This is a genomic window from Deltaproteobacteria bacterium (assembly GCA_003696105.1).
Lineage (GTDB): Bacteria > Myxococcota_A > Polyangia > Haliangiales > J016 > J016.
This window is the reverse complement of the sequence record RFGE01000345.1, coordinates 1-21,699: the sequence shown is the minus strand read 5'-3', so window position 1 is coordinate 21,699 and position 21,699 is coordinate 1. Positions and strand designations below refer to the sequence as shown.

17 protein-coding genes are annotated in these 21,699 nt (G+C 73.9%); 6 read left to right on the top strand and 11 right to left on the bottom strand.

Annotation, left to right across the window (positions count from 1 at the left end):
* Positions 1 to 310: 310 nt before the first annotated feature.
* Positions 311 to 667, bottom strand: coding sequence for a hypothetical protein (locus D6689_21435; protein ID RMH37100.1), 357 nt, complete (start codon positions 665 to 667; stop codon positions 311 to 313).
* A gap of 323 nt (positions 668 to 990) precedes the next feature.
* On the opposite strand from D6689_21435, the gene D6689_21430 reads away from it, so the two are divergent.
* From D6689_21430 to D6689_21420, 3 genes are all read left to right on the top strand, one after another.
* Positions 991 to 2,433 (top strand): hypothetical protein, encoded by a 1,443-nt coding sequence (locus D6689_21430; GenBank protein RMH37099.1) that lies wholly within the window; start codon positions 991 to 993, stop codon positions 2,431 to 2,433.
* 141 nt (positions 2,434 to 2,574) lie between these two features.
* Complete coding sequence (locus D6689_21425) at positions 2,575 to 3,486, top strand: hypothetical protein (GenBank protein RMH37098.1); 912 nt, start codon at positions 2,575 to 2,577, stop codon at positions 3,484 to 3,486.
* The gene (locus D6689_21420; protein ID RMH37097.1) at positions 3,486 to 5,006 is read left to right on the top strand and encodes a hypothetical protein; all 1,521 of its coding nucleotides are present in this window, start codon (positions 3,486 to 3,488) and stop codon (positions 5,004 to 5,006) included. The genes D6689_21425 and D6689_21420 overlap by 1 nt, the downstream gene beginning before the upstream one ends.
* A gap of 19 nt (positions 5,007 to 5,025) precedes the next feature.
* Here the strand turns inward: D6689_21420 and D6689_21415 are convergent, their stop codons facing one another.
* The 4 genes from D6689_21415 to D6689_21400 form a co-directional block, all read right to left on the bottom strand.
* On the bottom strand, positions 5,026 to 6,810 hold the full coding sequence (locus D6689_21415; GenBank protein RMH37104.1) for a long-chain fatty acid--CoA ligase: 1,785 nt from the start codon (positions 6,808 to 6,810) through the stop codon (positions 5,026 to 5,028).
* 294 nt (positions 6,811 to 7,104) lie between these two features.
* On the bottom strand, positions 7,105 to 8,025 hold the full coding sequence (hslO, locus tag D6689_21410) for an Hsp33 family molecular chaperone HslO (protein RMH37096.1): 921 nt from the start codon (positions 8,023 to 8,025) through the stop codon (positions 7,105 to 7,107).
* 42 nt (positions 8,026 to 8,067) lie between these two features.
* The gene (locus D6689_21405; protein RMH37095.1) at positions 8,068 to 8,610 is read right to left on the bottom strand and encodes a hypothetical protein; all 543 of its coding nucleotides are present in this window, start codon (positions 8,608 to 8,610) and stop codon (positions 8,068 to 8,070) included.
* Positions 8,607 to 10,343, bottom strand: coding sequence for a DUF2330 domain-containing protein (locus D6689_21400; protein ID RMH37103.1), 1,737 nt, complete (start codon positions 10,341 to 10,343; stop codon positions 8,607 to 8,609). The genes D6689_21405 and D6689_21400 overlap by 4 nt, the downstream gene beginning before the upstream one ends.
* Before the next feature lie 248 nt (positions 10,344 to 10,591).
* Here D6689_21400 and D6689_21395 point away from each other — a divergent pair, with 248 nt between their 5' ends.
* Positions 10,592 to 11,983, top strand: a complete 1,392-nt coding sequence (locus D6689_21395) for an acyl-CoA synthetase (GenBank protein ID RMH37094.1) — start codon at positions 10,592 to 10,594, stop codon at positions 11,981 to 11,983.
* Positions 11,984 to 12,059: 76 nt separating this feature from the next.
* Positions 12,060 to 13,721 carry an AAA family ATPase gene (locus tag D6689_21390; protein ID RMH37093.1) on the top strand — a complete coding sequence of 554 codons (1,662 nt, stop codon included), beginning with the start codon at positions 12,060 to 12,062 and terminating at the stop codon, positions 13,719 to 13,721.
* Between the two features lie 124 nt (positions 13,722 to 13,845).
* On the opposite strand, the gene D6689_21385 is transcribed toward D6689_21390, so the two are convergent.
* The 3 genes from D6689_21385 to D6689_21375 are packed head-to-tail and all read right to left on the bottom strand — an operon-like array spanning position 13,846 to position 15,805.
* Positions 13,846 to 14,712 (bottom strand): glycosyltransferase, encoded by an 867-nt coding sequence (locus tag D6689_21385; GenBank protein RMH37092.1) that lies wholly within the window; start codon positions 14,710 to 14,712, stop codon positions 13,846 to 13,848.
* Positions 14,511 to 15,221, bottom strand: coding sequence for a glycosyltransferase (locus tag D6689_21380; GenBank protein ID RMH37091.1), 711 nt, complete (start codon positions 15,219 to 15,221; stop codon positions 14,511 to 14,513). Before D6689_21380 ends, D6689_21385 begins: the two co-directional genes overlap by 202 nt.
* Complete coding sequence (locus D6689_21375) at positions 15,164 to 15,805, bottom strand: TVP38/TMEM64 family protein (GenBank protein ID RMH37090.1); 642 nt, start codon at positions 15,803 to 15,805, stop codon at positions 15,164 to 15,166. The genes D6689_21380 and D6689_21375 overlap by 58 nt, the downstream gene beginning before the upstream one ends.
* Positions 15,806 to 15,865: 60 nt before the next feature.
* On the opposite strand from D6689_21375, the gene D6689_21370 reads away from it, so the two are divergent.
* Positions 15,866 to 16,831 (top strand): hypothetical protein, encoded by a 966-nt coding sequence (locus D6689_21370; GenBank protein RMH37089.1) that lies wholly within the window; start codon positions 15,866 to 15,868, stop codon positions 16,829 to 16,831.
* A 51-nt stretch (positions 16,832 to 16,882) separates the two neighbouring features.
* On the opposite strand, the gene D6689_21365 is transcribed toward D6689_21370, so the two are convergent.
* From D6689_21365 to D6689_21355, 3 genes are all read right to left on the bottom strand, one after another.
* On the bottom strand, positions 16,883 to 18,376 hold the full coding sequence (locus tag D6689_21365) for a radical SAM protein (protein ID RMH37088.1): 1,494 nt from the start codon (positions 18,374 to 18,376) through the stop codon (positions 16,883 to 16,885).
* Between the two features lie 33 nt (positions 18,377 to 18,409).
* Positions 18,410 to 19,546 carry a hypothetical protein gene (locus tag D6689_21360; GenBank protein RMH37087.1) on the bottom strand — a complete coding sequence of 379 codons (1,137 nt, stop codon included), beginning with the start codon at positions 19,544 to 19,546 and terminating at the stop codon, positions 18,410 to 18,412.
* On the bottom strand, positions 19,543 to 21,699 hold a 2,157-nt coding region (locus tag D6689_21355), incomplete at its 5' end, for a hypothetical protein (protein ID RMH37086.1). The genes D6689_21360 and D6689_21355, both read right to left, overlap by 4 nt.

Here is a 21,699-nt window from a genome sequence, read left to right as displayed (position 1 = left end):
GGCCCGTGTCCCCGCGCGCCGCGCGCGAGACCGCCCGCGAACGCGTGTCCCCGTGCGCCGCGCGCGAGACCGCCCGCGAACGCGTGTCCCCGCGCGCCGCGCGCGAGACCGGGCGCGGGCTGGCACCAGTCGGGCGCGCCGGCCGGCGATGCGCCACACGCCGCCGCGCCCCGCGCCAGAGCGGAGATCGCACACCAGCGGACCGCACGGCTCATCGCGGTCCCCCGTGTCGCGACTGTGGCCACCGCCGGCAGCGGCCCCTCCGTTCCGAGGGAGCGGCCGCGCACCGGCCGGTCGCGCCCCCGCGCCGTCAGCGCGTGACGGTAAAGCCGGTGATGCAGCGGGCGGTATGCGCCTTCGTGCGCACGATCGTGTAGTCGAGACTCACGACGTAGCGCTCGCGGAACGCGTCGAACAGCATCCGCAGGCTCGCATCGGACAGGTCCGCGCCGTTGCAGTGGCGCCCGCCCCAACGGTAGTTGTACGTCGCCTTGTCCACCTGCAACCACACCGCGCCGTGAAACTCGCGGTAGCGGCTGTCCGATCGCTCGAGCACCATGATCTGCGCGATCGTGCTCGACGGGGTCTGGTCCGCGCGTGCAGGCGCGGCGGCGATGACGGCGGCGGCGCACGCGGCGGCCGCCCACGCAAGTCGGCTGTGGCTCATCGGGGTTCCTTCCTCGTCGTCAGGCGGCGCGCGCGGGACGCGGCCGCGTGCAATCTACCGCATCGAGCTGGGCCGGCGGGCCAACCGAAGAGATCGCCCGCGCGGTACGCGGTCTTGCCCGGGGCGTCGGCCAAAACAGGGAACGTCGTGACCGAAATGGATGCCGATGCATCCATTAGTGGTTTGCCCCACATTTTTTTCAGTATTTGCTCAAAAATACAGTTTGATTGCGCATACCACGTCGACGTATCGTCCCGTAACTGGAAGTCCCCCGTGCAGCGGGCACGCGCACGCTCCCCGGCTCACGTGGATCGAGACGCACTATGACACGACTTATTCGCATCGTTCGTCACTGCCTCGTCGGGATTGCACTCGCTGCGGCGCCGTCGGCCGCCGTCGCGGGCGGGTTCGCGAGCGCGCGGTTCGGCTCCGAGCACGGCCACCCGGCCACGGACCATCCGACCGCGCTGTACTACAACCCGGCCGGGTTGGCGCTCGGCAGCGGGACGCGCCTGTACGTCGAAGGGCTGTTCGCGTACCGCACCGTGACCTACGACCGCCCGGAGGGAGCGATCGACAACCCCGGCACCGGCACGCCGGACGAGGCGACGGCCGCCAACGCGGGCCGCGCCACGCTGCAAAACGCCCTCGTGTCGCCGTTCGTCGGCATCGTGTCCGATTTCGGCGTGCGCAACCTGGGCGTCGGACTCGGCGCGTACGTCCCGTTTGGCGGCAGCGCGACCTGGGACAAGAACGACGGCTTCGAGGGCAACGCGCAATACCCGGGGGCGGTCGACGGCGTCCAGCGCTGGGCGAGCATCGACGGCACGCAAACCGCCCTGTACGTGACCCTCGCCGGCGCGTACCGGTTCGAGCGGGCGGGCGTGAGCGTCGGCGCCGGCCTCAACCTCGTCCGCGAGGCGATCGAGACGGTCCGCGCACGCAACGTGTTCGGCACCGACGACCTGGTCGCCGCCGACGGCAGCATCGTCGAGGGCCGCACGCTGGTCGACGTGTCGGGCACGACGGCGTCCATCGGCGCCGGCGTGTTGTGGCAGCCGACCGACGCGCTCGCGATCGGCGTGTCGTACCAGAGCCAGCCCGGCTTCGGCGAACACGGCCTCGAGGGGACCCTGGTCAACAAGTTCGGCAACGGCCCGGTCACCGAGAGCGACGTGGAACTCCGCCACAGCCTGCCCGACATCGTCCGCGCCGGCGTCCGCTGGCGCGCCGCGCCGGACGTCGAGTTGCGGCTCGCGGGCGACTACCAGCGGTGGAGCGTGTTCGACAAGCAGTGCCTGCTCGACCTCGCGGACGAAAACCGCAAGTGCGCGCTCAACCCGGACGGCTCGGTGGACACGGCGGCCGGCGGCTCGGGCATCATCGTCAACGTCCCGCGCGACTACCACGACTCGTTCGGCGTGCGCGCGGGCGCGTCGTATTGGCTGGCCCCCGCATTCGAGACGTTCGCCGGGATCGGCTTCGACAGCAACGCCGTGCCGGACGAGACGATCGATCCGGCGCTGATGGACATGAACAAGATCATCGGCACGCTCGGCGTGCGCCACGCGTGGCTCGGCGACGCGCTCGCGCTGAGCATATCCGCGACGGCCGTGGCCTATTTCGAGCGCACCGCGCCGCCGCGGCCACGCGACAGCGACGGCAAGGCGATCGCGCCACAGCCGCCGAGCCGCAACGCGGACGGCGCCGGGACGTACAATCAGACGGTCGCGCTGCTGGCGGTCGGGCTGCAGTACACGTTCTGACGTGCACCCGGCGGCGGCGCGCCGCGCCGGCGCACCTGCACCGTGCGCGCCGGCGACAACTCGATGCGCCGTGGGGATCTTCCCGCGCGCGCGGCATGCGCGACTGCGCGCGAGCGCCGCGCACCTGCTACGCTCGTGCCGATGAGAGCCTGGTGTGCCGCGGCGATTGCCGGACTCGCGGGGTTCGCCGCCGGCTGTAGCCCGCGCTCGGCCGCCGTCGATGCCGCCGCCGGCGCCGACGCGGTACCGCCGTACCCGCCGCCGCGCACCGACCTGGTACCGGCGGTCGGTACGGCGTCCGCGATCGACGTCGCGACGTGGAACGTCGAGAACTTTCCGAAGACGCCGCAGACCCCGAGGCTGGTGGCCGACCTGATCGCGTCGCTCGACCTCGACGTCGTCGCGCTCCAGGAGATCGCCAGCGTCGACGCGTTCGACGAGTTGGTCGCTCGCCTGCGCGGCTACGACGGCGTCCTGTCGCCGCACACCTACTCCGACGGTAGCTACCAAAAGATCGGGATCGTGTACCGGCGCGATGTGGTGTCGGTGGACGACGTGCGCCTGCTGCTGTCCGACCACGGCTACGAGCTGCCGCGCCCGCCGCTCGCGGTGGAAGTGTCCATCGCAGGTTCGTCTCTGGACTTCCGCGCCGTCGCGGTCCATCTCAAAGCCGGCTTCGACGCCGACGATCGCTCCCGCCGCGCGGCGGCGGTCGCGCTGATCGAAGCCGAGGTCGCGATGGACCCGGACCCGGAGGTCGTCGTCGTCGGCGACTTCAACGAGGTCGTCACCAGCGACGCCGGGCGCGCGGTGTTCGCCCCGTTTTTCGATGCAGCCGACCACTACGTCGTGCTGACCGACGGGCTGGCGCAGTCGGGCGCGGAGACGTTCTTGCCGTCGGGGGCGATGATCGACCACGCGGTCGCCACGGCCGACCTCGCCGCATCGGTCGCCGCCGACACCATCGACGTCCCGCCGCTGGCCGACGAACTCGTCGGCTACCGCGACGCGGTGAGCGACCACCTGCCCGTCGTGATCGCGGTGACCCCGTGATGGCCGGCCTGCGCGCCGCGCGCTTGCCCGTGCCGCGCCGCGGTCCCCGCGCCCCGGCCCGGCCCGCGTGGCACCGCCGTCCGGTGCGACGCGATCGCGGTCCCGCCCGGGCGACCGGCGCCGTCGCCGCGCTGCTCGCGGCGGCGGCCGCGTGTTCCGGCGTCCCGCGCGATCTGTCTGGCGTCGACGCCGGCGGCGACGCGGCGTGCGGCGGCACCCGCGCGGCCGATCCGGCGTTCGCGGCGGTCCTCGCGTTCGCGCGCGCGTCGATCGAGGCCAGCCGCGTACCCGGCGCCGCGATCGCGATCGCCCGCGACGGCGCCGTCGCGCACGCCGGCGCAGTCGGGTCGCGCGAGGCCGGGCGCTGCTCGCCGGTCACCGTCGACACGCGGTTCGACACCGCATTTTCGCGCCACGTCACCGCCGCCGCGGTCGCCGCCGCGGTCGCCGCCGGGGACGCCGCCTACGACGATCGCATCGCCGACTGGATGCCCGCGTTCGCCGCCGCCGGCCCATACGACTCCGGAGAGGTGACCGTCGACCACGCGCTGCTGAACACCGCCGGCTACTCGCTCAACCACACGCGCGCCTGCGACGACCTCGACGCGTTCTTCGCGGCGCACCGCGAGGTCCCGCTGTGGTCGCCGCCCGGGCGCATCCACCTCGAACTGCTGCTGCACACGACGCTCGCGGCGACCGCGCTCGGCTCCGACCTGCACGCTCGCGTGCGCGCGCTCGTCGTCGATCCGCTCGGCCTGGACGCGACCTACGACCGCGTCGCCGCCGCCAAGGGGGACTTCGCGTTCGGCCACGTCCTGGCCGGCGACGAAGTGCGAACGCTCCCGGCCGAGCTGCGCGCGTGTCCGCCGTCCGAACCGTACCGCGCGCCGCTGGTGAGCATCCTCGACGCCGCGCGACTGCTCGCACCGCTGGCGGACGGCGACCACCCGTTGACCGATGGCGTGGCCGACGCGTTCTACCCGCCCGAGCGCGCGACCCGCGGCGGGTTCGTGCGCGGGCCGTTCGACGGCGAGGTGGACGTCGCGAGCGCCGACGTCGCCGCGTTCGGCTCCGCCTATGCGGTGCGCATCGTCCCGCACGACCGGTTTGCGGTGGTCGTGTTCGAGAACGCGAGCTACGGCGACCCCGGCGCGATCGCCGACGAGGCGATCCGCGTGTTCCTCGGGCGGCGGCGCGCGGTCGACGCGACGCCGCCCGCTCCAGCCGATCCGGCGGCGCTGGTCGGCCGCTATCGCGATCCGCTCGGCGGCGCCGAGATCGTCATCGCCGCCGGCGCCGGCGGCGGGCTCACCGCATCGCTCGACGGCGCGCCGCCGGTGCCGCTGGTGCCCGCGCGCCGCGACGGGCAGTCGTTCGTGCGCGACCTGTTCGAGTTCCGCCGCGCCGGCAATCGAATCGAGCGGGTGCGCATATGGCGCGACCCCGACGGCCGCGCCGAGGCGATCTCGCAGTCGCCCTACCCGCCGTCGCTCGGTCCGCCGCTGTTTCGCGCGCCGTGACCGCGGCGACCGGCGCGCCCTACAACGACACGGTCGCCTCGTCGTACAGCGCATCGAGAAGATGCATGTAGCGCTGTTCGACGGCCTTGCGCTTGACCTTGAGGCTCGGCGTGAGTTCGCCCTCCTCGACCGACAGGTCGCGCGGCAGGATCGCGAACTTCTTGACCGTCTCGTAGCGCGCCAGCCCCGCGTTGAGTTCGTCGAAGTACGGCTGCAGCAGCTGCCGCACCTGGTCGCTGGCGGCCAGCTCCTCGAGCGTGGCGTCCCCGAGGCCGACGCCGCGCGCCCAGTTGCGGATGTTCTCGTCGTCCAGCGTGACGAGCGCGGTCACGTACTTTCGCTTGTCGCCGTGGACGATCACCTGGCTGACGTAGGGGCACAGCGACTTGAGCTTGCTCTCGATGAGCTGCGGCGCCACGTACTTGCCGCCCGACGTCTTGATCAGATCTTTTTTGCGATCGGTGATCTTGAGGAATCGATCGGCGTCGACCTCGCCGATGTCGCCGGTCTTGAGCCAGCCGTCCTCGGTGAGCACCTCGGCGGTCTGCTCGGGCAAGTTGTGGTAGCCGCGCATCACCCCCGGCGACCGGATCCAGATCTCGCTGTCCTCCGGCGCGAGCTGAAACTCCGTACCGGGCAGCGGGAAGCCCACCGTGCCAAAGCGGAACTTGTCGGGCCGATTGACGAAGCTGGCGGCGCTCGTCTCGGTGAGGCCGTAGCCCTCGAGGATGAGGATGTCGGCCGCGTGGAAGAACTCGGCGATGTCCTTCGACAGCGGCGCGCTACCGGAGATGAAGAACCGCACGCGGCCGCCGAACCGCGCCTTGAGCTTGGAGAACACCAGCTTGTCGGCGATGCGGAACTGGAGCGCCAACAGCCCGGTCGGCTCGCGGCCCTGCTGGCGCAGCTTCGACACGCGGCGGCCGACGCCCACCGCCCACTTGAAGATGGCGTACTTGAGGCCGCCGGCGTCCTTGGCGCCCTGCACCACCTTGTTGTGGACCTTCTCGAAGATGCGCGGCGCCGCCGCCATGAACGTCGGCCGCACGACGGCAAGATTGTCGACGAGCTTGTCGATCCGTCCATCGACCGCGGTCGGAAACCCGATGCGGATCTGACCGACCTGCAGCACCTTGCCGAACGAGTGCGAAAGCGGCAACCACAGGTATTGCAGGTCGCTCGGCGACATGATGCCGAGCGCCGCCATCGCCTCCGCTTCGTAGGTCCAGCACTCGTGGACGAGACGAACGCCCTTCGGCTTGCCCGTCGTGCCGGACGTGTAGATCAGCGTCGCGAGATCCTCCGGCTTGACGCCGTCGACCACCCGGTCGAACTCGGCGGGCGAGGCGTCGTGCGCGCGGCGGCCGCGGTCCTCCAGTTCGGCCAGCGAGATGACCCAGTCTCCGTCCGGGGTGCCGTCGAACGTGACGACCTTGGCGACCTTGGGCAAGTTGTCGCGCTGTGCGCGCAGCTTCGCGATCTGGTCGTCGTCCTCGGCGAACACCATGACCGCGTCCGAGTCCGACAGGATGTAGGCGCACTCCTCGGCCGTGTTCGACGGATACACGGTCGTCGTCGCGCCGCCGGCGCACAGCACGCCCAGGTCGGCGAGGATCCACTCGTAGCGCGTGCTCGACAGCACGCCGACGCGCTGCTCCGCGGTCAACCCGAACGCGCGCAGCCCGCCGGAGATGGCGCGCACGCGGTCGAGCGCGTCGAGCCAGGTCAGGGACCGCCACGTTCCGTCGGCCGGAAACCGATACGCCTCCGCGTTCGGCGTGTCGCTGGCGCGATCGACGAACATCTTGGCGACGGACGGATACTTGATTTCGACGGTTTCGGCGGGCATCGGGCGCCGACTGTACACCAAGTGCCCGCGCCGAATGCGATTCGGAAACCGGCGACCGGCGGCCGCCGGCCGTCAGCACGCGCGCACCAGCGCCCCGACCGCGAGCACCACCCCGACGGCCGCCGCACCGGTGACCGCCACCGCGCCGTAGCGAAGCTCGGGCCACAGCGCCCGCCGGTACCGGCGCCACAGGGCGCGCGCGCCGCGGTCTCCGATCGGCTCCGGCGACGGCATGACGCGACTCCCCGGCTACCCGCGGGGCCGGGCGGCGGCCTCCTCCCGGATCTGCCGCAACTCCGCCTCGGACACCTGGTAGCGCTCGCGGCAGAAGTCGCACGTGACCTCGGCGCCGTGGTCCTCGGCGATCATCGCGTCGAGTTCGTCGAGTTCGAGCAGGGCGAGCGACTCGTGTACGCGCTCGCGCGAGCAGCCGCAGAAAAACTGCACCGGCTGGCGCGCGAGCACCTCGAGCTCGCCGGCGAACTCGCCGAGCACCGCGCGGGCCAGCGCCTCGGCGTCGGCGTCGGGCGACGCCTTGAGCGTGTCGAACACGGCGTCGAGCCGTACGCGCCGCCACATTTCGTTGACCAGGTCGCGGTGCCCGCCGGCGTCCGGAATCGTCTGCACCAGCACGCCGCCGGACACGCGAATCGTGCCGTCGTCGCCGAGCACCGCGTCGCAGCCCATCGCGCTCTCGATCTGCTCGCTGGTCGTGAGGTAGTGCTCGATGTCGGCGTCGATCTCGCCGCTGAGGATCGGCGCCTGGCCCTGCACGCGGTGTTTGAGGCCGAGGTCGCGCATGACGTTGACGACGCCGTTGCGCCCGACTCCCGATACCAGCCGGACGCGTTCGCCGGGCCGGGCCGGGATGACGGCGGCAGGATTCTTGAGGTAGGCGCGCACCTGGCCGTCGCCGTTGGCGTCCACGATGACCCCGCCGAGCGGCCCGTCGCCGAGCAGTTGTATCGTCACCCGCTCGCGATCCTTCGTGAGCGTCGCGAGCAACAGACCCGCGGTGGTCGCGCGCGCGAGCGCGACCTGGGCGCCGGCGGCGACCTGGTGTCGCCGGGCCGCCTCGCGCGCGACGCCGGTGGTGATGGCCGCGACGACGCGGATCGGCCGGTCGCGCAGGAGGCAACGAATGATGTGATCGCCCACGCCGCCGTTTATAGACCATCCGCGCGACGCGCGCGGGGCGCCGTCGCACGCGCGTCAGCCGCTGCAGATGTCGGCGCACAGCGCGGCGAGGTCGCCGTCCGGGCAGCGCGGCACCCACACGGCCGCCGCGGTGCCGAGCACGTCCCCGTCGCCGGTCGCCAGCTCGACCGAGAACTCGAGCGGCTCGCCATCGATGTCGATGCCCACCGGCGCCGGACACAGGAACGACGGGGCCGCCGCGGCCGGCTCCCACCAGGTCTCCATCGCGGCTGCCGGCACGTCGACCGCGGTGCGACTGGCCGCCAACACGAGCGCGCCGTCCGATGCGCGGCGGGCGCTGCGCCACAACACCAGCGGCCCCGCGGCGCCGCGCACGCGCACGTTGACCCACACGTGGAAGCCCCCCTGCGAGCCGGGGACCAGCGCCACGTCGCCGCCCGGCGCGACGTCGACGAAGCCGGTGCCGTCGGCGCGGGCGGTGCCGATCGCCAGGTCCGCCACCGGCGGTGCGGCGTCGGGTTCCGCCGGCTCCGGGCCGCCGCACGCGACGGCCGCCGCCAAGGCCGCCGCCGCCCGCATCGCCCGCGTCGCCGTCATCCGCGGCGGCGGCGGCGCACGGCGCCGGCCGCGATCAGGCCCAGGAGCGCGACGGCCAGCGGCGCGACCGCCGACGCGCCGGACACGCTGCAGCCCCGCGCGCGGTTGCCGCGCAACGCCGCGAGGATCGCGTCGGTGTTGTCGACGACGATCTCCTCGGGCCCCTCCTCGCGCAACACGCCGATGCGGTGACTGCGCGGCATGTCCCGATCCGCCCAGGGGTTGGCGTCGGTGCCGTCGGGCAGGTCGAGTTCGAACCCACTTTCCGTGATGATGCGCGCCGGCGTCTTGCCCGCCTCGTCGGTCGACCCGTCGCAGTAGTAGATGATGCGGCCGCGGTGTTCGTTGCTCACGTCCGGCAGGTCCGGGTTGAAGCTGAACACCGGGTCGCGGGTCATCTCCTCGGGCGACAGCGTCGTGAACAACCGCGTGAGTTTCGGATAGCGGCGGAACAGGTCGCCGGCCTCGCGCGTCGGCGCGACCACGCGCTCCTCGATCTCGGCCGTCATCGCGACCGGATCGAAGTCGAGGTCGAGGTCGTCGTACAGCTCGGGGTGTTCCTGGCGGTGGTAGCGGACGAAATACTCGAAGCTCGCGTAGTAGTCGTTCGGCGTCAGGCCGAGTTCGGCGGCGAGCTTGGCCGGCATCGGCAGATGCCGCTGGAGAATGGCCAACAGTTGGCTGGAGTACTGCAGGCCAAACGGCGGCACCTGCTGCTGGATCGGGTAGCCGTTCCAGTTGAGATAGTTGATGTAGTCGACCGCATCCGTGATCGCGGCCAGCTCCGCCAGATCGCCGAAGCGCCCCGGCGGGTCGAGCACGCCGGCCATGACATCGCTGGGACCGGCGTACTCGGTGACGAACGTGCGGCCGCCCTCGGCCTCGTCGGCGGCGGCCGTCACGAGGTCCACGTAGTTGGCGCCGAAGTTGATCCAGTCGACCAGCGCATCGTTGATGGTCGTGTGATAGTAGTTTCGCGGGATCGCGCGGTGTTCCCCGAGCACCCAAACCTGCACGCCCATGTCGGGGTCGGCCGCGACGCTCGTGAGCACGATCGGGATCATCGGCAGGTCGGACGGATAGCGCACCACGACCGGCTGGAGGTCGCCGACGTCGTTGCCCTTGTGCAGGCGGAGGGCGAGGAAGTACGCGCCCGGCCGGATGTACGCGTCGACCGCGTCGTCCGTTCCGGCCGGAACGAAGTAGCCGTTGTCGCGCAGCCAGTCGAGCATCGGCTGCTTGGAGTCGGCGCGCAGCACCGCGTAGTCGTACGGGCCGATCGAGTCCTGCAACACGAGCGGGTCGCCGCCGCCGCCGGGCCCGCCGCCTTCGCCATCGTCGGAGGTGTCCGACGCCCCCGGCGCGCCGCCGAACCGGCTCGGGTCGAACGGGCAGTCGCCGCGGTACTCGGCGTCGAGCACGTACTTGGGCTGCGTCGTGTTGATGAGCTGGGCGAACAGCTCGTCCACCCCGAGCGACATCTCCGGCAGCGATGGCAGCGGCAACAACCAGCCGAACTCCTCCGCGGGACCGGCATACTGCACCTGAATGTGCGCGGTGACGACCCCGTCCTGGACCGCGAACAGGATGTTCTCTCCGGCCTGGACGATCGGCACGGACGGATCGGGCGGCGCGAAGCAACCGCACGCGCGCGCCGAGCGCAGGTCGGACAGATAGGCGGCGGCCGCGAGGGAGCCGCTCGCCAGCAGGGCGACGAGTCGTTGCAGCGACATGCGACCGCGTGCAAGCAAGGCGCAGGCCGGCGCGTCCCCGCGGCGGCGCGCGTTGCGCTTGCGGCCGCGCACCGACTGGCGGCGGCGCGCGCGTACGCACGAAATCGCACCGTTGGCGCCCCAGGTGCGCGCCCCTCCGAGCCGCCGGGGCGGCCGACCGCCGTCAGACATCTGACGGCCGCCTCAGAAATCCGCGGCCGCGCCGCCGGTTTCGCCGGCGCGCGGTTCGCGGTACGAACGGCGGTGCGATGGATTGGCCGCCCGCCGCCCTGCGCGCCAGCGCTCGCCCCGCCGTCACCGTCGGCGACGCGGTGTTGTCGTACGCGGAGCTGTCCCGGCGGGTCGACGCGCGCGCCAGCGCCCTGGCGCGCGCCGGTGTCCGCGCCGGGTCGCGCGTGCCGCTGGTCGCCGCGCCGACGCCGGACACCGTGATCGCCTACCTCGCGTGCGCGCGGATCGGCGCGGTGAGCGTGCCGATCGCCCCGTCGGCCGGCGCCGCGGCGCGCGCGCACATCGAGACCAACGCGCAGCGCGGCGCGCTGCCCGACGACGCGGCGCTCATCTTGCACACATCGGGCACGACCGGGCCGCCCAAGGGCGCGGTGATCACGTGGACCAACATCACGTCGAACCTCGACGCGCTCGCCGACGCGTGGCAGTGGACGGGCGACGACACGGTCGTCCACGCGCTGCCGCTGTTTCACGTGCACGGGCTCGTGCTCGGCCTGTTCGGCGCGATCGCACGCGGCGGTGCGCTGCGCTGGCTGCCCCGGTTTTCGCCGGCGGCGCTCGCCGCCGCGATCGCGCCCGGCGACGTGGTGTTCGCCGTGCCGACCATGTATCACCGACTCGCCGACGCCGCCGCAGACGACGGGGAGATCGCGCGGGGTCTCCGTCGCGCGCGCCTGTTGGTGTCGGGCTCCGCGGCGCTGCCGGTGCGCGAACACCAGCGGCTCGCGGCGCTCGGCTGCGCGGTCTACGAGCGCTACGGCCTGACGGAGACGCTGATCAACTGCGCGGTGCGCGCCGGCGGCCCGCCGGCGCCCGGCTTCGTCGGACCGCCGCTCGGCGGGGTGCAGTTGCGCATCGTCGAGGTCCCGGCCGACGCGGATGCGGCGGGCGACGCGGCCGCCACGCCGGACGCGCCGGCGCCCCGGCGGCCGGACGCACCGCCGGGCACGATCGGCGAGATCGCGGTGCGCGGCCCGAACGTGTTTTCCGGCTACCTGGGCGACGACCGCGCGACCGCGGCGGTGCGCGACGCCGGCGGCTGGTTCTATACCGGCGACCTCGGCGCGCGCGACGCCGGCGGCCGCGTGCGCGTGCTCGGCCGCCGGTCGACCGACCTCATCAAGACGGGCGGCTACCGCGTGGGCGCGGGCGAGGTCGAAGACGCCCTGCTCGCCCAGCCGGGAGTGCGCGAGGCGGCCGTGGTCGGCGTGCCGGATGCCGACCTGGGCGAGCGTATCGTCGCGTTCGTCGTCGGCGACGGCGACGCCGGCCGGCTCGCCGCGGCGGTGGCCGACCAGATCGGCGCCCACAAGCGCCCGCGAGAGGTCCGCTTCGTCGCCGAGCTGCCGAAGAACGCGCTGGGCAAGGTCCGCAAGGCCGCCCTTCGCGCGGCGGCCCGCCACCCGTGACGCGCTCCGGCCGGCCGCCGCCCCCGCGCCGCGGCGGTGGTACCTTTTGCCAACTTGGAGCGTCCTCTACTATGGAATGTCCGACACCTCCATGAAGGCCGACGATCTGCACCTGCTTGAGGTCCTCGACGTGCGCCCGGACCAGGGCATGATCCACCTCAAGGACCGGAGAATGCTGCTGTGGGACGCCGATGCGTTCGGCGGCCTGCGGCGCGAGCTGATCGACGCGGTCGGGGTCGACCGCGCCCGGACGATCCTCCACCGTTTTGGATTCTCCAACGGCTACCGCGACGCGCGCAGCATGCGCGACATGTTCCGATGGGAGTCCGACGAGCAGTGGTGGCTCGCGTGCCCGGCGCTGCAGCGCAACGAGGGCAAGGTGCTCACCGAGCCGCGCCGACTCGTGTTCGACCGGGACGCGGGCGTGTTCGAGATGGAGGTCCACTGGCGCCACTCGTACGAAGCCGAGCAGCACCGCCGCCTGTACGGCCGCGCCGGCGAGCCGGTGTGCTGGACGGTCACCGGCTATGCGTCGGGCTACTCGACGGCGTGTTTCGGCGAAGACGTGTTCGTCGTCGAGCACGAGTGCTGCGCGGTCACCGGCGGCGACACGTGTCGCGTCGTCGGCAAGACGCGCCGGGCGTGGGGCGACGACGGCGCCCGGCTGGCGGCGATGTACGAGCAGCGCAAGCTCGCCGAAGACCTCGAACGCCTCGAGGCGCAGCTCCGGCGCCGGGCGCGCGAGCTGGCCCGCGAGCGCCGCGCGCTCGACAAGCTCGGCTCCTCGCGCCGGTCCACCGTCACCACCAAGAGCAAGGCGATGGAGCGCGTACTCGACATGGCCGAGACGGTCGCCCAGGTCGACGCGACGGTGCTGATCACCGGCGAAAGCGGTGTCGGCAAAGAGCGCGTCGCGCGCTACATCCACGACGCGTCGCCGCGCGCGGACGGGCCGTTCATCCCGGTCAACTGCGGTGCGCTGCCCGAGACCCTGCTCGAAAGCGAGCTGTTCGGCCACGTCAAGGGCGCGTTCACCGGCGCCGAGGCCAACAAGCGCGGCCTGTTCGAAGCGGCCGCCGGCGGGACGATCTTTCTCGACGAGATCGGTGAAACGTCGCCGGCCACTCAGGTCAAGCTGTTGCGGGTGCTGCAAGACAAACACGTGCGCCCGGTCGGGGCGACGGACACTCTGCCAGTGGACGTGCGCGTGATCGCGGCGACCAACCGCAACCTCGACGAAATGGTTGCCGAAGGAACGTTCCGGACGGATCTATACTATCGGCTCAAAGTGGTCGCCGTCGACATCCCGCCGCTGCGCCGCCGCCGAGAGGACATCCTGCCGCTGGCGCGCGAGTTCGCCGCCGCCGCCGGCCGCGCGTACGGCCGCGGGCCGTGCACGCTGTCGCCGGCCGCGGCCGAGTTGCTGTTGGCGTACCCGTGGCCCGGCAACGTGCGCGAACTCGAAAACGCGATCGAAAGCGCGGTCGTGTTGTCCGGCAACGCCGAGCGGATCGAGCCGGACGTGTTGCCGGCCGAAATCCGCGGCACCGGCACGTCGCCGCTGGGACTGCTGGCCGACGAGCTGTTGCCGCTGTCGGAGGTCGAACGCCGCTACGTGCTCAGCGTGCTCGACCGGTTCGAGGGCAACCGGACCCACACCGCCAAGGCCCTCGGCATCGGCTCGAACACGCTGTGGCGCAAGCTCAAGGCGTGGGGCGTCCCGCCGGCGCGCGATTGACGCCGCCGGCGCGCGATGGACGCCACCGGCGCGCGATGGACGCCGCCGCCGCGCGATGGACGCCGCCGGCGCGCGATGGACGCCGCCGCCGCGCGGCGGTCGCCGCCGCCGCGCGCGGCGGTCGTCAGCGCGGCGCGCCGTACAGGCGCGCGAGCACGTGCGGCGGCACGCCGAGCCGAAACAGCAGCGGGAACGTGTTCATCGCGACCGTCGCGCGCACGAGCCCGGCCTCGAACCGGCGGCCCGACACGCGCACCCGGTGCGGCACGATCCGGATCCGGCCGATGCGCCGCAGCGCGCGCGCCAGCGCGATGTCCTCCATCAGCGGCACGTCGGGGAAGCCGCCGGCGGCCCAGAACGCGCCGGCGCGGACGAACACCGCCTGGTCCCCGTAGGGCGCGCGCGACACCCGCGACCGCACGTCGGCAATGTGGACCAGCGGCGCGAGCCACCGGCGCCGGTGCACGACCGTCCACGTGCGAAACGCGCCGGCGACGACGCGCGGGTCGGCCAGCGCGCGGGCGACGATGGCCGCCGCGCCGGCCGGCAGGTCGACGTCCGCGTGCAGAAACAGCAGCACATCCCCGGACGCGGCGGCGGCCCCCGCGTTGAGCTGGGTGCCGCGACCGCGCGGCGCGCGCACCAAGGTGGCGCCGGCGGCCCGGGCGAGGTCGGCGCTGCCGTCGTCGCTGTCGCCGTCGACGACGATCACCTCGTCGATGCCCGGCTGTGCGGCGAGCGCGGCGAGCGCGGCCGGCAGCCGGGCCGCCTCGTTGTACACCGGAACGATCACGGACAGTCGCACGGCTCCTCCTGCACCAGCGCGGATTTTGTTGCAGGCGCATCGACTGCGCCGGCCGCGATCGCGGCGCGCAGCAGTGCGAGCCCCGCGGCGTCGTCGACGTCGAACCACACCGGCAACCGCGCGACGCGAAACCCCCGCGCGCGCAGGCGGCGCTCGGTCGCGCGCAGCGTGTCCGGCGCGCTCCACGGCAGGTCGGCCAGCAGCCCCGGCTCGCACCGCCGAAGACCGATCAGGTAGTAGCCGCCGTCGACTGCCGGGCCGAGCACCGCGTCGCACGCCGCCAGCTCGGCGGCGGCCGCCGCGATCAGCGCCGGCGGCAGGCCCGGCGCATCGGTGCCGATCACCACCGCGCGGTCCGCCAGGGCGAGCCCCGCGCGGGCGGCGTGCTCGATCCGCGCGCCGAGATCGCCGCCGACCTGCGCGAAGCCGGCCGCGTCGCGCAACGGCGGCGCGAATCGCTGCCGCGGGCCCGCGTACGCCAGCCGCGCCAGCGGCCCGGCCACGCGCACCGCGGACGCCCACGTGTCGACCGCGAACGCGGACGCCAGCCGCGCGGCGCGGTCGGGCGACAGCGGCGGACACAGCCGCGTCTTGACCCGCCCCGGCACGGGCGCCTTGGCCATCACGACGACCGCGGTCACGCCGCCCCCTCGAGCGCGCGCGACAGCGCGCGCCGCGCCGTGCGCGCCAGCCACACCGCGAGCGCGACGGTCGCGACCAGGCCGAGCCAGAACAGCCACCGGCCGGGCCGCGCCCCGCCGCCGCCGGCGATCGCGGCCAGCTGGGACACCGCCGATCCGGCGTAGACGTACGCGACCGTCGCCGGCAGCATGCCGACGGCGGACGCGACCAGATACGGCGCGAACCGCACCCGCGACAGCGCGAGCGCGTAGTTGGCGACCACGAACGGCACGATCGGCGACAGCCGCAGCAGCGCGACGACCAGCACCGGCCGGTCGCCGATCGCGCGATCGATCGCGGCGGCGCGCGGCCAGCGGTGCAGCCGCCGCTCGACCGCGGGGCGCAGCAGCGTGCGGCCGAGGGCGAACGCGGCGGCCGCGGCGAGCCAGCTGGCCGGCGCGACCACGACGACGCCCCACACCGGCCCCCACAAGAACCCCGCCGCCAGCGTGAGGACCGACCCGGGCACGAACGCCACCGCGGCGGCGGCGTACAGGACCGCGAACGCGATGGCCCCGGCCGGGCCCAGCCCGTGCGCCCAGCGCGTCACGTCGAGGATGGCGTCGGCCACGCCCATACACCATAGACCGGAACGCATGCCGCCGCGTTACAGCCGCGGCGGTTGGACGGCTCCGCGCCGCGTGAGAGGATCGCGCCGATGACTGCCTACCTCGTGTCGGCCGGGGTCCTGGTCGCGGCGGTCGCGTTCGGCCTGTGGGCGCGGATGCACGCCGTCCGCGCACAGGAGGCGGTGTGGCGCCAGGTCGCCGCCGACCGCGGCGCCGCGTTCGCGCCCGGGCGCTGGTGGGTGCCGGGCGAGTCGATGGCGATCGAGGAGACGCGGGGCGGCGCGCGCATCCGCGCCGACGCGATGGCGACGTCGTCCGGCGGCACGTCGCGCCGGACGTACGTGCGCTGCCGGGCGCGGTTCGCGCTGCCGGCCGGGCCGCGTTTTCGCATCGCGCCGCAGACCCGGGTCGCGACGGTCGCGAAGGCGCTCGGCATGCGGGACGTCACCGTCGGCGTCTACGACGCGTTCGACGATGCGTTCGTCGTCCGCTGCGACGACGTCGACGCGCTGCGGGCGTGCCTGCGGCCCCACACCGCCCGCGCGCTCGCGGACGTGCTCGGCGCCGTGCGCGTGCACTCCGACGGCGACACCATCGAGCTTTTGTGCGACAGCGACCTGCGCAACCCCGCGGTGCTACGCGCGTGCCTCGACGTGGTCGGCGACCTCGCGACCGCCGACCTGTTCGGGCTCGACGCGCTGTGCGCGCTGCCGGGGGCGCGCCCGGTCTCCGCCACGAGCGTCACCGTCGCCGCGCCCGGACCGGTCGACCTCGGCGTCGCGGCCGACGGCGGACGCGCGCGCACCTACGCGCGCGCGTCGGTGCCGGCGGACCTGCCCGCGACCGACGCCGTCCTCGCCGCCGGCGACCTGCCGGACGCGATCCCGCCGGACGCGCGCCGCCACGCCGAGGTGCTCGCCGGCGCGCGCCTGGCGATCGCCGGGGGCACCGCCACGTTGACGTTCCCGCGCGCCGAACGCGACGGCGACCGGCTCCGCGCGGCGGCGGGGCTGCTCGGCGCGCTGGCGCAGCCGCACGGCGGCGCGTTCCGCTGACCGCCCGCCGGCCCGCGAGGGCCGCGCGGCGCCGGCGCACCGCGATCTCGATCAGTCCCCGCCTGCGGCCGAGCCGGGGCCGCGCGGGGCCGAGTCGCCGGCAGGCCGCCGCAGCTGCCCGCGCGGACGCAGGTCGATCGCCGGCTCCGGCGGTGCCGCGAGATCGCCTTCGACGGCCGGCGCCGGGTCGGGCGCGCGCAGCTCGCCGGGCAACGGCGGCGCGTCCTCGCCGACCGTCGCGCCGTCGGGCGGGTCGTCGCCCGCGGGCGGAAACGCCGTCGCGCCCGTCGGCACGACCTCGTCGAGGTCGACGCCGGCGAGCGGGTCGTCGCCCGGCCCGCCGCCCGCGCCCGGTCCCGCCATCTCGCCCCGCGCCACGACGGCGTCGACGCCGTCGCGCGGCCGCTTGCAGCCGGGCAGCCCGGCGCGCAACAGCGCCGACCCGCCCGCCGCGAGCCCGGCGAGCGCGGCGGCGACGCCGATGACGAACGGCCGCCGCCCCGCCCCGCCGGTGCCGGCCGCCCGCGACGGATACGGCCCGCGCGCGAGCGCATCGGCGATCGCCGCGCCGAGCTCGCCGCACACGGCGCCGAACCACCGCCCGTTCGGTCCGGGCGTGCCGGGGTCGCCGGTTTCCAGGTAGGCGGCGCACGCGCAGCCGCGGCCGTCGTCGCACCCCACGCCGCACGCCGCGGCCCGGCGAGCGATCGCCGGCGCGCCGTCGTCCAGGTGGCCGACGCGGAGTGCCGCCTCGCGGCCGTCGTCGCGGTCCTCGCCGACCATCGGCGCGCACGGGTACAGGTGCCCGGACGTCGCGACGACCACGTGCGGCCGCCGCCCGCCGGCCGGTTTTCGCCGGACCGGGCGCATCGCCCGCTCGAACGGCTCGAACGCGACCGCCTCGCCGCGCGTGCGCCGCGCGAGCAGCTCCCAGCCGACGGCCAACAGTTGCTCGCGCAACTCGTCGCGGTCCTCCGCGGTCCACGGCGCGTCGAGCACCAGGTTGGCGCGCACCATGCCGACGCCTTCGGCCCACAGCTCGCTCACCGACGCGTACACGTACGGCACCGTCTGCGGTGAGATCACCATCAGCGCGTCCGGCGCACAGCCGGTGCGCACCAGGCGCCGCAACCCCGCGCGCACCTGGTCGTAGCTCGACCCGCCGCCCGCGCGCGGCCGGTTGAGGTCGTGCGCCGCGCGCACGCCGTCGATCGACACGGTGCAGCGGATCCCGTGCTCGCGAACGAACGCGACCTGTTCGGGGCCGAGCGCGGTGGCGTTGGTCGTACACTGCACCGCGAGCCGTGCGCCGGCGGCGCGCGCGTGCCGCTCCGCGCGCGCCACGGCCCGGCGCATCGCGTCGAACGCCAAAAACGGCTCGCCGCCGAAGAACGACAGCTGCGCGCGGTCGGCGCCGTCGGCAAACAGCAGGTCGACGGCCCGGTCGAGGGTCGCCGCGTCCATGTCCCGCCGCACGTGCTCGCCCGCGTAGCAGTAGCCGCACGCCAGATTGCACCGGTGCGTGAGGATCAGCGTCACGTCCATGCCGCCTACCAACGCGCGGCGCGGACGAACGGTTTACGGCCGCACCGGCTGCGTCCACGCGCGTCGGCCGGCGCGGTCCTCGACCACCGCGCGCACGTAGCCGCCGGCCGGCACCGCGTCCACCGGGTAGGCGGCGGCGCCGGCGAACTCCTCGGAGAGCGTGACGCCGCCCGGCCCGACGAAGCGGATGGTCATCGGCTCGCCCCCGAACACGCGGACCCGCAGCGCGCCGCCGGCGGGCCCCGCCTCCGCGAGCAGCGGCCCGGTCGTGCTGTAGAACGCCCCGCGCGCCAGCGCGTCGCGGATCGACGCCTCGTCCTTGTCCGCCCGCACCATGACCCAGCCCAGCCCCGGCGGGTAGGGCTGGCGCCCGGCCGCGATGCGCGCGCGGATCTCGGCCTCGGTGTAGTGGTGCGCGTCGTCCGACGCCACCGCCCACACGACGGCGCCGCGCGACAGCGCGTCGTCCCATACCTGTTCGGCGCCCGGGTGGCGGTCGTCGCCGACGTTCCACGCCGGAAACCCGCGGTTGGCGATCTCGACCAGGCGCATGCCGCGCCCCGCGAGGTCGGCCAGCAGCGCGCCGTCCACTCCCCAGTACCACGTCGGGTGGTTGAGCATCGCGATGCCGCCGAGCCGCGCGGCCGCGTCGAGGTGGCGCTGGTAGACGCCCACCCGCGTCACGTCGACGAGGTCGTCGTTGTCCACGTCCCACGGCGGGTAGCCCGGCGCCGGCCGCCGCACGGCCAGCGCGTTGACGTGAAAGCGGCAGTACATGCCGGGCTCCGGCGGCGGCTCGCAGGTGTCGAGGTTGGTGGTGAGTTCGACGCCGGTGAGTACGAGCAGGTCGCCGGTGTCGTAGACGACCTCGGTCGTGTAGTTGTGGTCGGTGAACACGATGAAGTCGAACCCGAGCGCCGCGTAGCTGGCGATGACGTCGCGCGGCAGCGTGTCGCAGTCCGGCGAGTTCGACGAATGCAAGTGCAACTGCCCTTTCAGATAGCCGGGCGGCCGAACGGCGGCCGGCGCCGGCGCCGGTCCCGCGCCGGCCGCGATCGCCGGCCGGGGCCCGACGCGCACGTCGGACGCCGGCGTCGAACACGCGGCCGCGATCGCCGCCGCGGCCGCGAGTCGCCGCGCGCCCGCCGCACCGCGCGGCCGCGGCGTCATCCGTCGAGGTCCACGGCCGCCTGCGCGGTCATGTTGGATGCGACTCCCCAGCGCGTCTTGCGCCACTGCGCGCGAAGCGGCATCCACACGCCGAGGACGTCCGTGAGGAAGCGCAGCTCGATCGGCCGCTGCACCGCCAGGTTGTTGCGCTCGTCGTAGTCGGTGCGCAGGTCGTACAGCTGGACGCGAACGCCGGACCGGCGCGCGACCAGCTTCCACCCGCCGAGGCTCATGGCGTGGTGGTACGTGTACATCGACGAGATCGCCGGCCGCGGGTAGCCGCGCCCGACGCCCTGCGCCAGCGGGATCAGCGACTGCCCCTGCACGGTGTCCGGCACGTCGCGGCCGAGCGCGTCGAGCAGCGTCGGCAGGATGTCGATCGTGTCGACGCCCTCGGTGACGACCTGGCCGGGCGGCAACAGCGGCGGGTACGACACGATGAGCGGCACGTGAACCAGGCTCTGGCGGGTGGACGCACCGTGGCCGACGCGCCCCTCCTCCCACAGTTCCTCGCCGTGGTCGGCGGTCACGACGATCATCGTGTCGTCCAGAATGCCCCACTCCGACAGGGTGTCGAGCAGCTTGCCGACGTGCAGATCCTGATAGCTGATGCCGCAGTCGTACATGGCGAGGATGCGCTGCAGGTCGCGCGGCGACTGCCGTTGCCGGCTGATCATGCGGCCCTTTTTCACCCCGACGTCGCCGCCCCACACCGCCTTTTGGAACTTGCCGTGGTACGGCTCCGGGTCGTACTTCGAGATCCACGGCTCGCGCGCGATCCACGGCTTGTGCGTGTCGATCGTGCCGATGAACAGGAACCACGGGTCGCGCTCGTGGCCCGACAGCCCGTCCATCACCCGGTCCCAGATCATGTCGGCCGGAATCTTGCCGTTGTACCGCTTGCCGTGGCCGTCGCGCATCGGGTTCTTGAAGTAGTGAAACCCCGCGCCGTAGCGCGCCGGCTGGGTGATGAACCCGTTGGCGGTCACGCCGATCAAGTACAGGCCGGCCTGCCGCATGAGCTTCCCGAGCAGCGCGAGCCGGTCGTCGAGCTGCCAGCGCCCGCCCTTGCGGGAGATGTTGATGTCGTGGACGATCGGGTAGGTCGACGTCCAGATCGACGCGTGCGATGCCTGCGACTCGTTGCCCTGGACGTAGGCGTCGCGGAACACGACGCCGCGCGCGGCCAGCCGCTCGAGGTTCGGGATGTCGGCGCGCGCGTCCGGGTTGAACAGCTTGACCCGGTCGGCGCGCAGGGTGTCCATGATCCACAATACGATGTGCTTGGGCGGCGGCCCGCGCACGACCCGCGGCGCCTCGCCCGGCACCGCGAGCGCGGCCGACGCGAGCCGGGCCTCGTCGCAGCCGCGGGCGATCAGTTCGAGTCGCGCCACCTTGCCGGCGAGCGCGGACAGGTCGACCGACGCGCGCGGGCCGGCGAGCGCGCCGGCGGCGCGGGCGTCGTGTGCGGTGGCCGTCACCGCGACCTCGCACCCGGCGCCGCGCACGTCGGCGATCAGCCGGCCGTCCGCCGGCACCTGGACGTAGTAGGCGAGCCCGCCGCCGCGCGGCAGCACGAGCGCGCCGTCGGACCACACGATCGGACCGCCGTCGGCGACGTCGGCGCCGATCGCGATCCAACGGAACGCCGCCGGCCGCCCGCGAAACCGAAACGTCACCGTGTTCTCGCCGGCGCGCCACGCGCCCGGCGGGACGTCGGCGCGCACGGTCGACCATCCCCGCGGCACGAGGACGCGGTCGAGTGTCGTGCCGTTGACGTCGGCGACGATGGACGTACCCGCGCGCGAGTACACGCGCATCGCCAGCGCACCGCGGGCCGCCGCCTGCCGGGGCGTCAGCGGCACATCGATCGCGGCCCCTTGCGACGCGATCGCGACCCGCACGCCGTCGATGGCGCGGCGCAGGCGCCACAGCGGCTTGGGCTTCTGAAAGCGCGTGTACTTGGCGAAGCCGGCGGACCCCGCGGGCAGCACGAGCCCGCCGCCACGCAGGACGTGCGCCAACAGCCGGTTGTCGGCGAGGTCGAACACCGGGTGGACGGGAGCGGCCGGCGCCTCGGGGCGCGCGCCGGCCGGCGCGGCGCCGGGCGCGGGTGCGGGCGCCGGCGCCGAGGCCGCCGCGGCGGCCGGCGC

What these genes read in the sequence shown, in the direction of transcription:
- D6689_21435 (RMH37100.1), bottom strand. Translation starts at nt 667, where the DNA reads ATGAGCCACAGCCGACTTGCGTGGGCGGCCGCCGCGTGCGCCGCCGCC.
- D6689_21430 (RMH37099.1), top strand. Translation starts at nt 991, where the DNA reads ATGACACGACTTATTCGCATCGTTCGTCACTGCCTCGTCGGGATTGCA.
- D6689_21420 (RMH37097.1), top strand. Translation starts at nt 3,486, where the DNA reads ATGGCCGGCCTGCGCGCCGCGCGCTTGCCCGTGCCGCGCCGCGGTCCC.
- D6689_21375 (RMH37090.1), bottom strand. Translation starts at nt 15,805, where the DNA reads ATGCGTTCCGGTCTATGGTGTATGGGCGTGGCCGACGCCATCCTCGAC.
- D6689_21405 (RMH37095.1), bottom strand. Translation starts at nt 8,610, where the DNA reads ATGACGGCGACGCGGGCGATGCGGGCGGCGGCGGCCTTGGCGGCGGCC.
- D6689_21370 (RMH37089.1), top strand. Translation starts at nt 15,866, where the DNA reads ATGACTGCCTACCTCGTGTCGGCCGGGGTCCTGGTCGCGGCGGTCGCG.
- D6689_21425 (RMH37098.1), top strand. Translation starts at nt 2,575, where the DNA reads ATGAGAGCCTGGTGTGCCGCGGCGATTGCCGGACTCGCGGGGTTCGCC.
- D6689_21390 (RMH37093.1), top strand. Translation starts at nt 12,060, where the DNA reads ATGTCCGACACCTCCATGAAGGCCGACGATCTGCACCTGCTTGAGGTC.
- D6689_21395 (RMH37094.1), top strand. Translation starts at nt 10,592, where the DNA reads ATGGATTGGCCGCCCGCCGCCCTGCGCGCCAGCGCTCGCCCCGCCGTC.
- D6689_21365 (RMH37088.1), bottom strand. Translation starts at nt 18,376, where the DNA reads ATGGACGTGACGCTGATCCTCACGCACCGGTGCAATCTGGCGTGCGGC.
- D6689_21400 (RMH37103.1), bottom strand. Translation starts at nt 10,343, where the DNA reads ATGTCGCTGCAACGACTCGTCGCCCTGCTGGCGAGCGGCTCCCTCGCG.
- D6689_21360 (RMH37087.1), bottom strand. Translation starts at nt 19,546, where the DNA reads ATGACGCCGCGGCCGCGCGGTGCGGCGGGCGCGCGGCGACTCGCGGCC.
- D6689_21415 (RMH37104.1), bottom strand. Translation starts at nt 6,810, where the DNA reads ATGTTCGTCGATCGCGCCAGCGACACGCCGAACGCGGAGGCGTATCGG.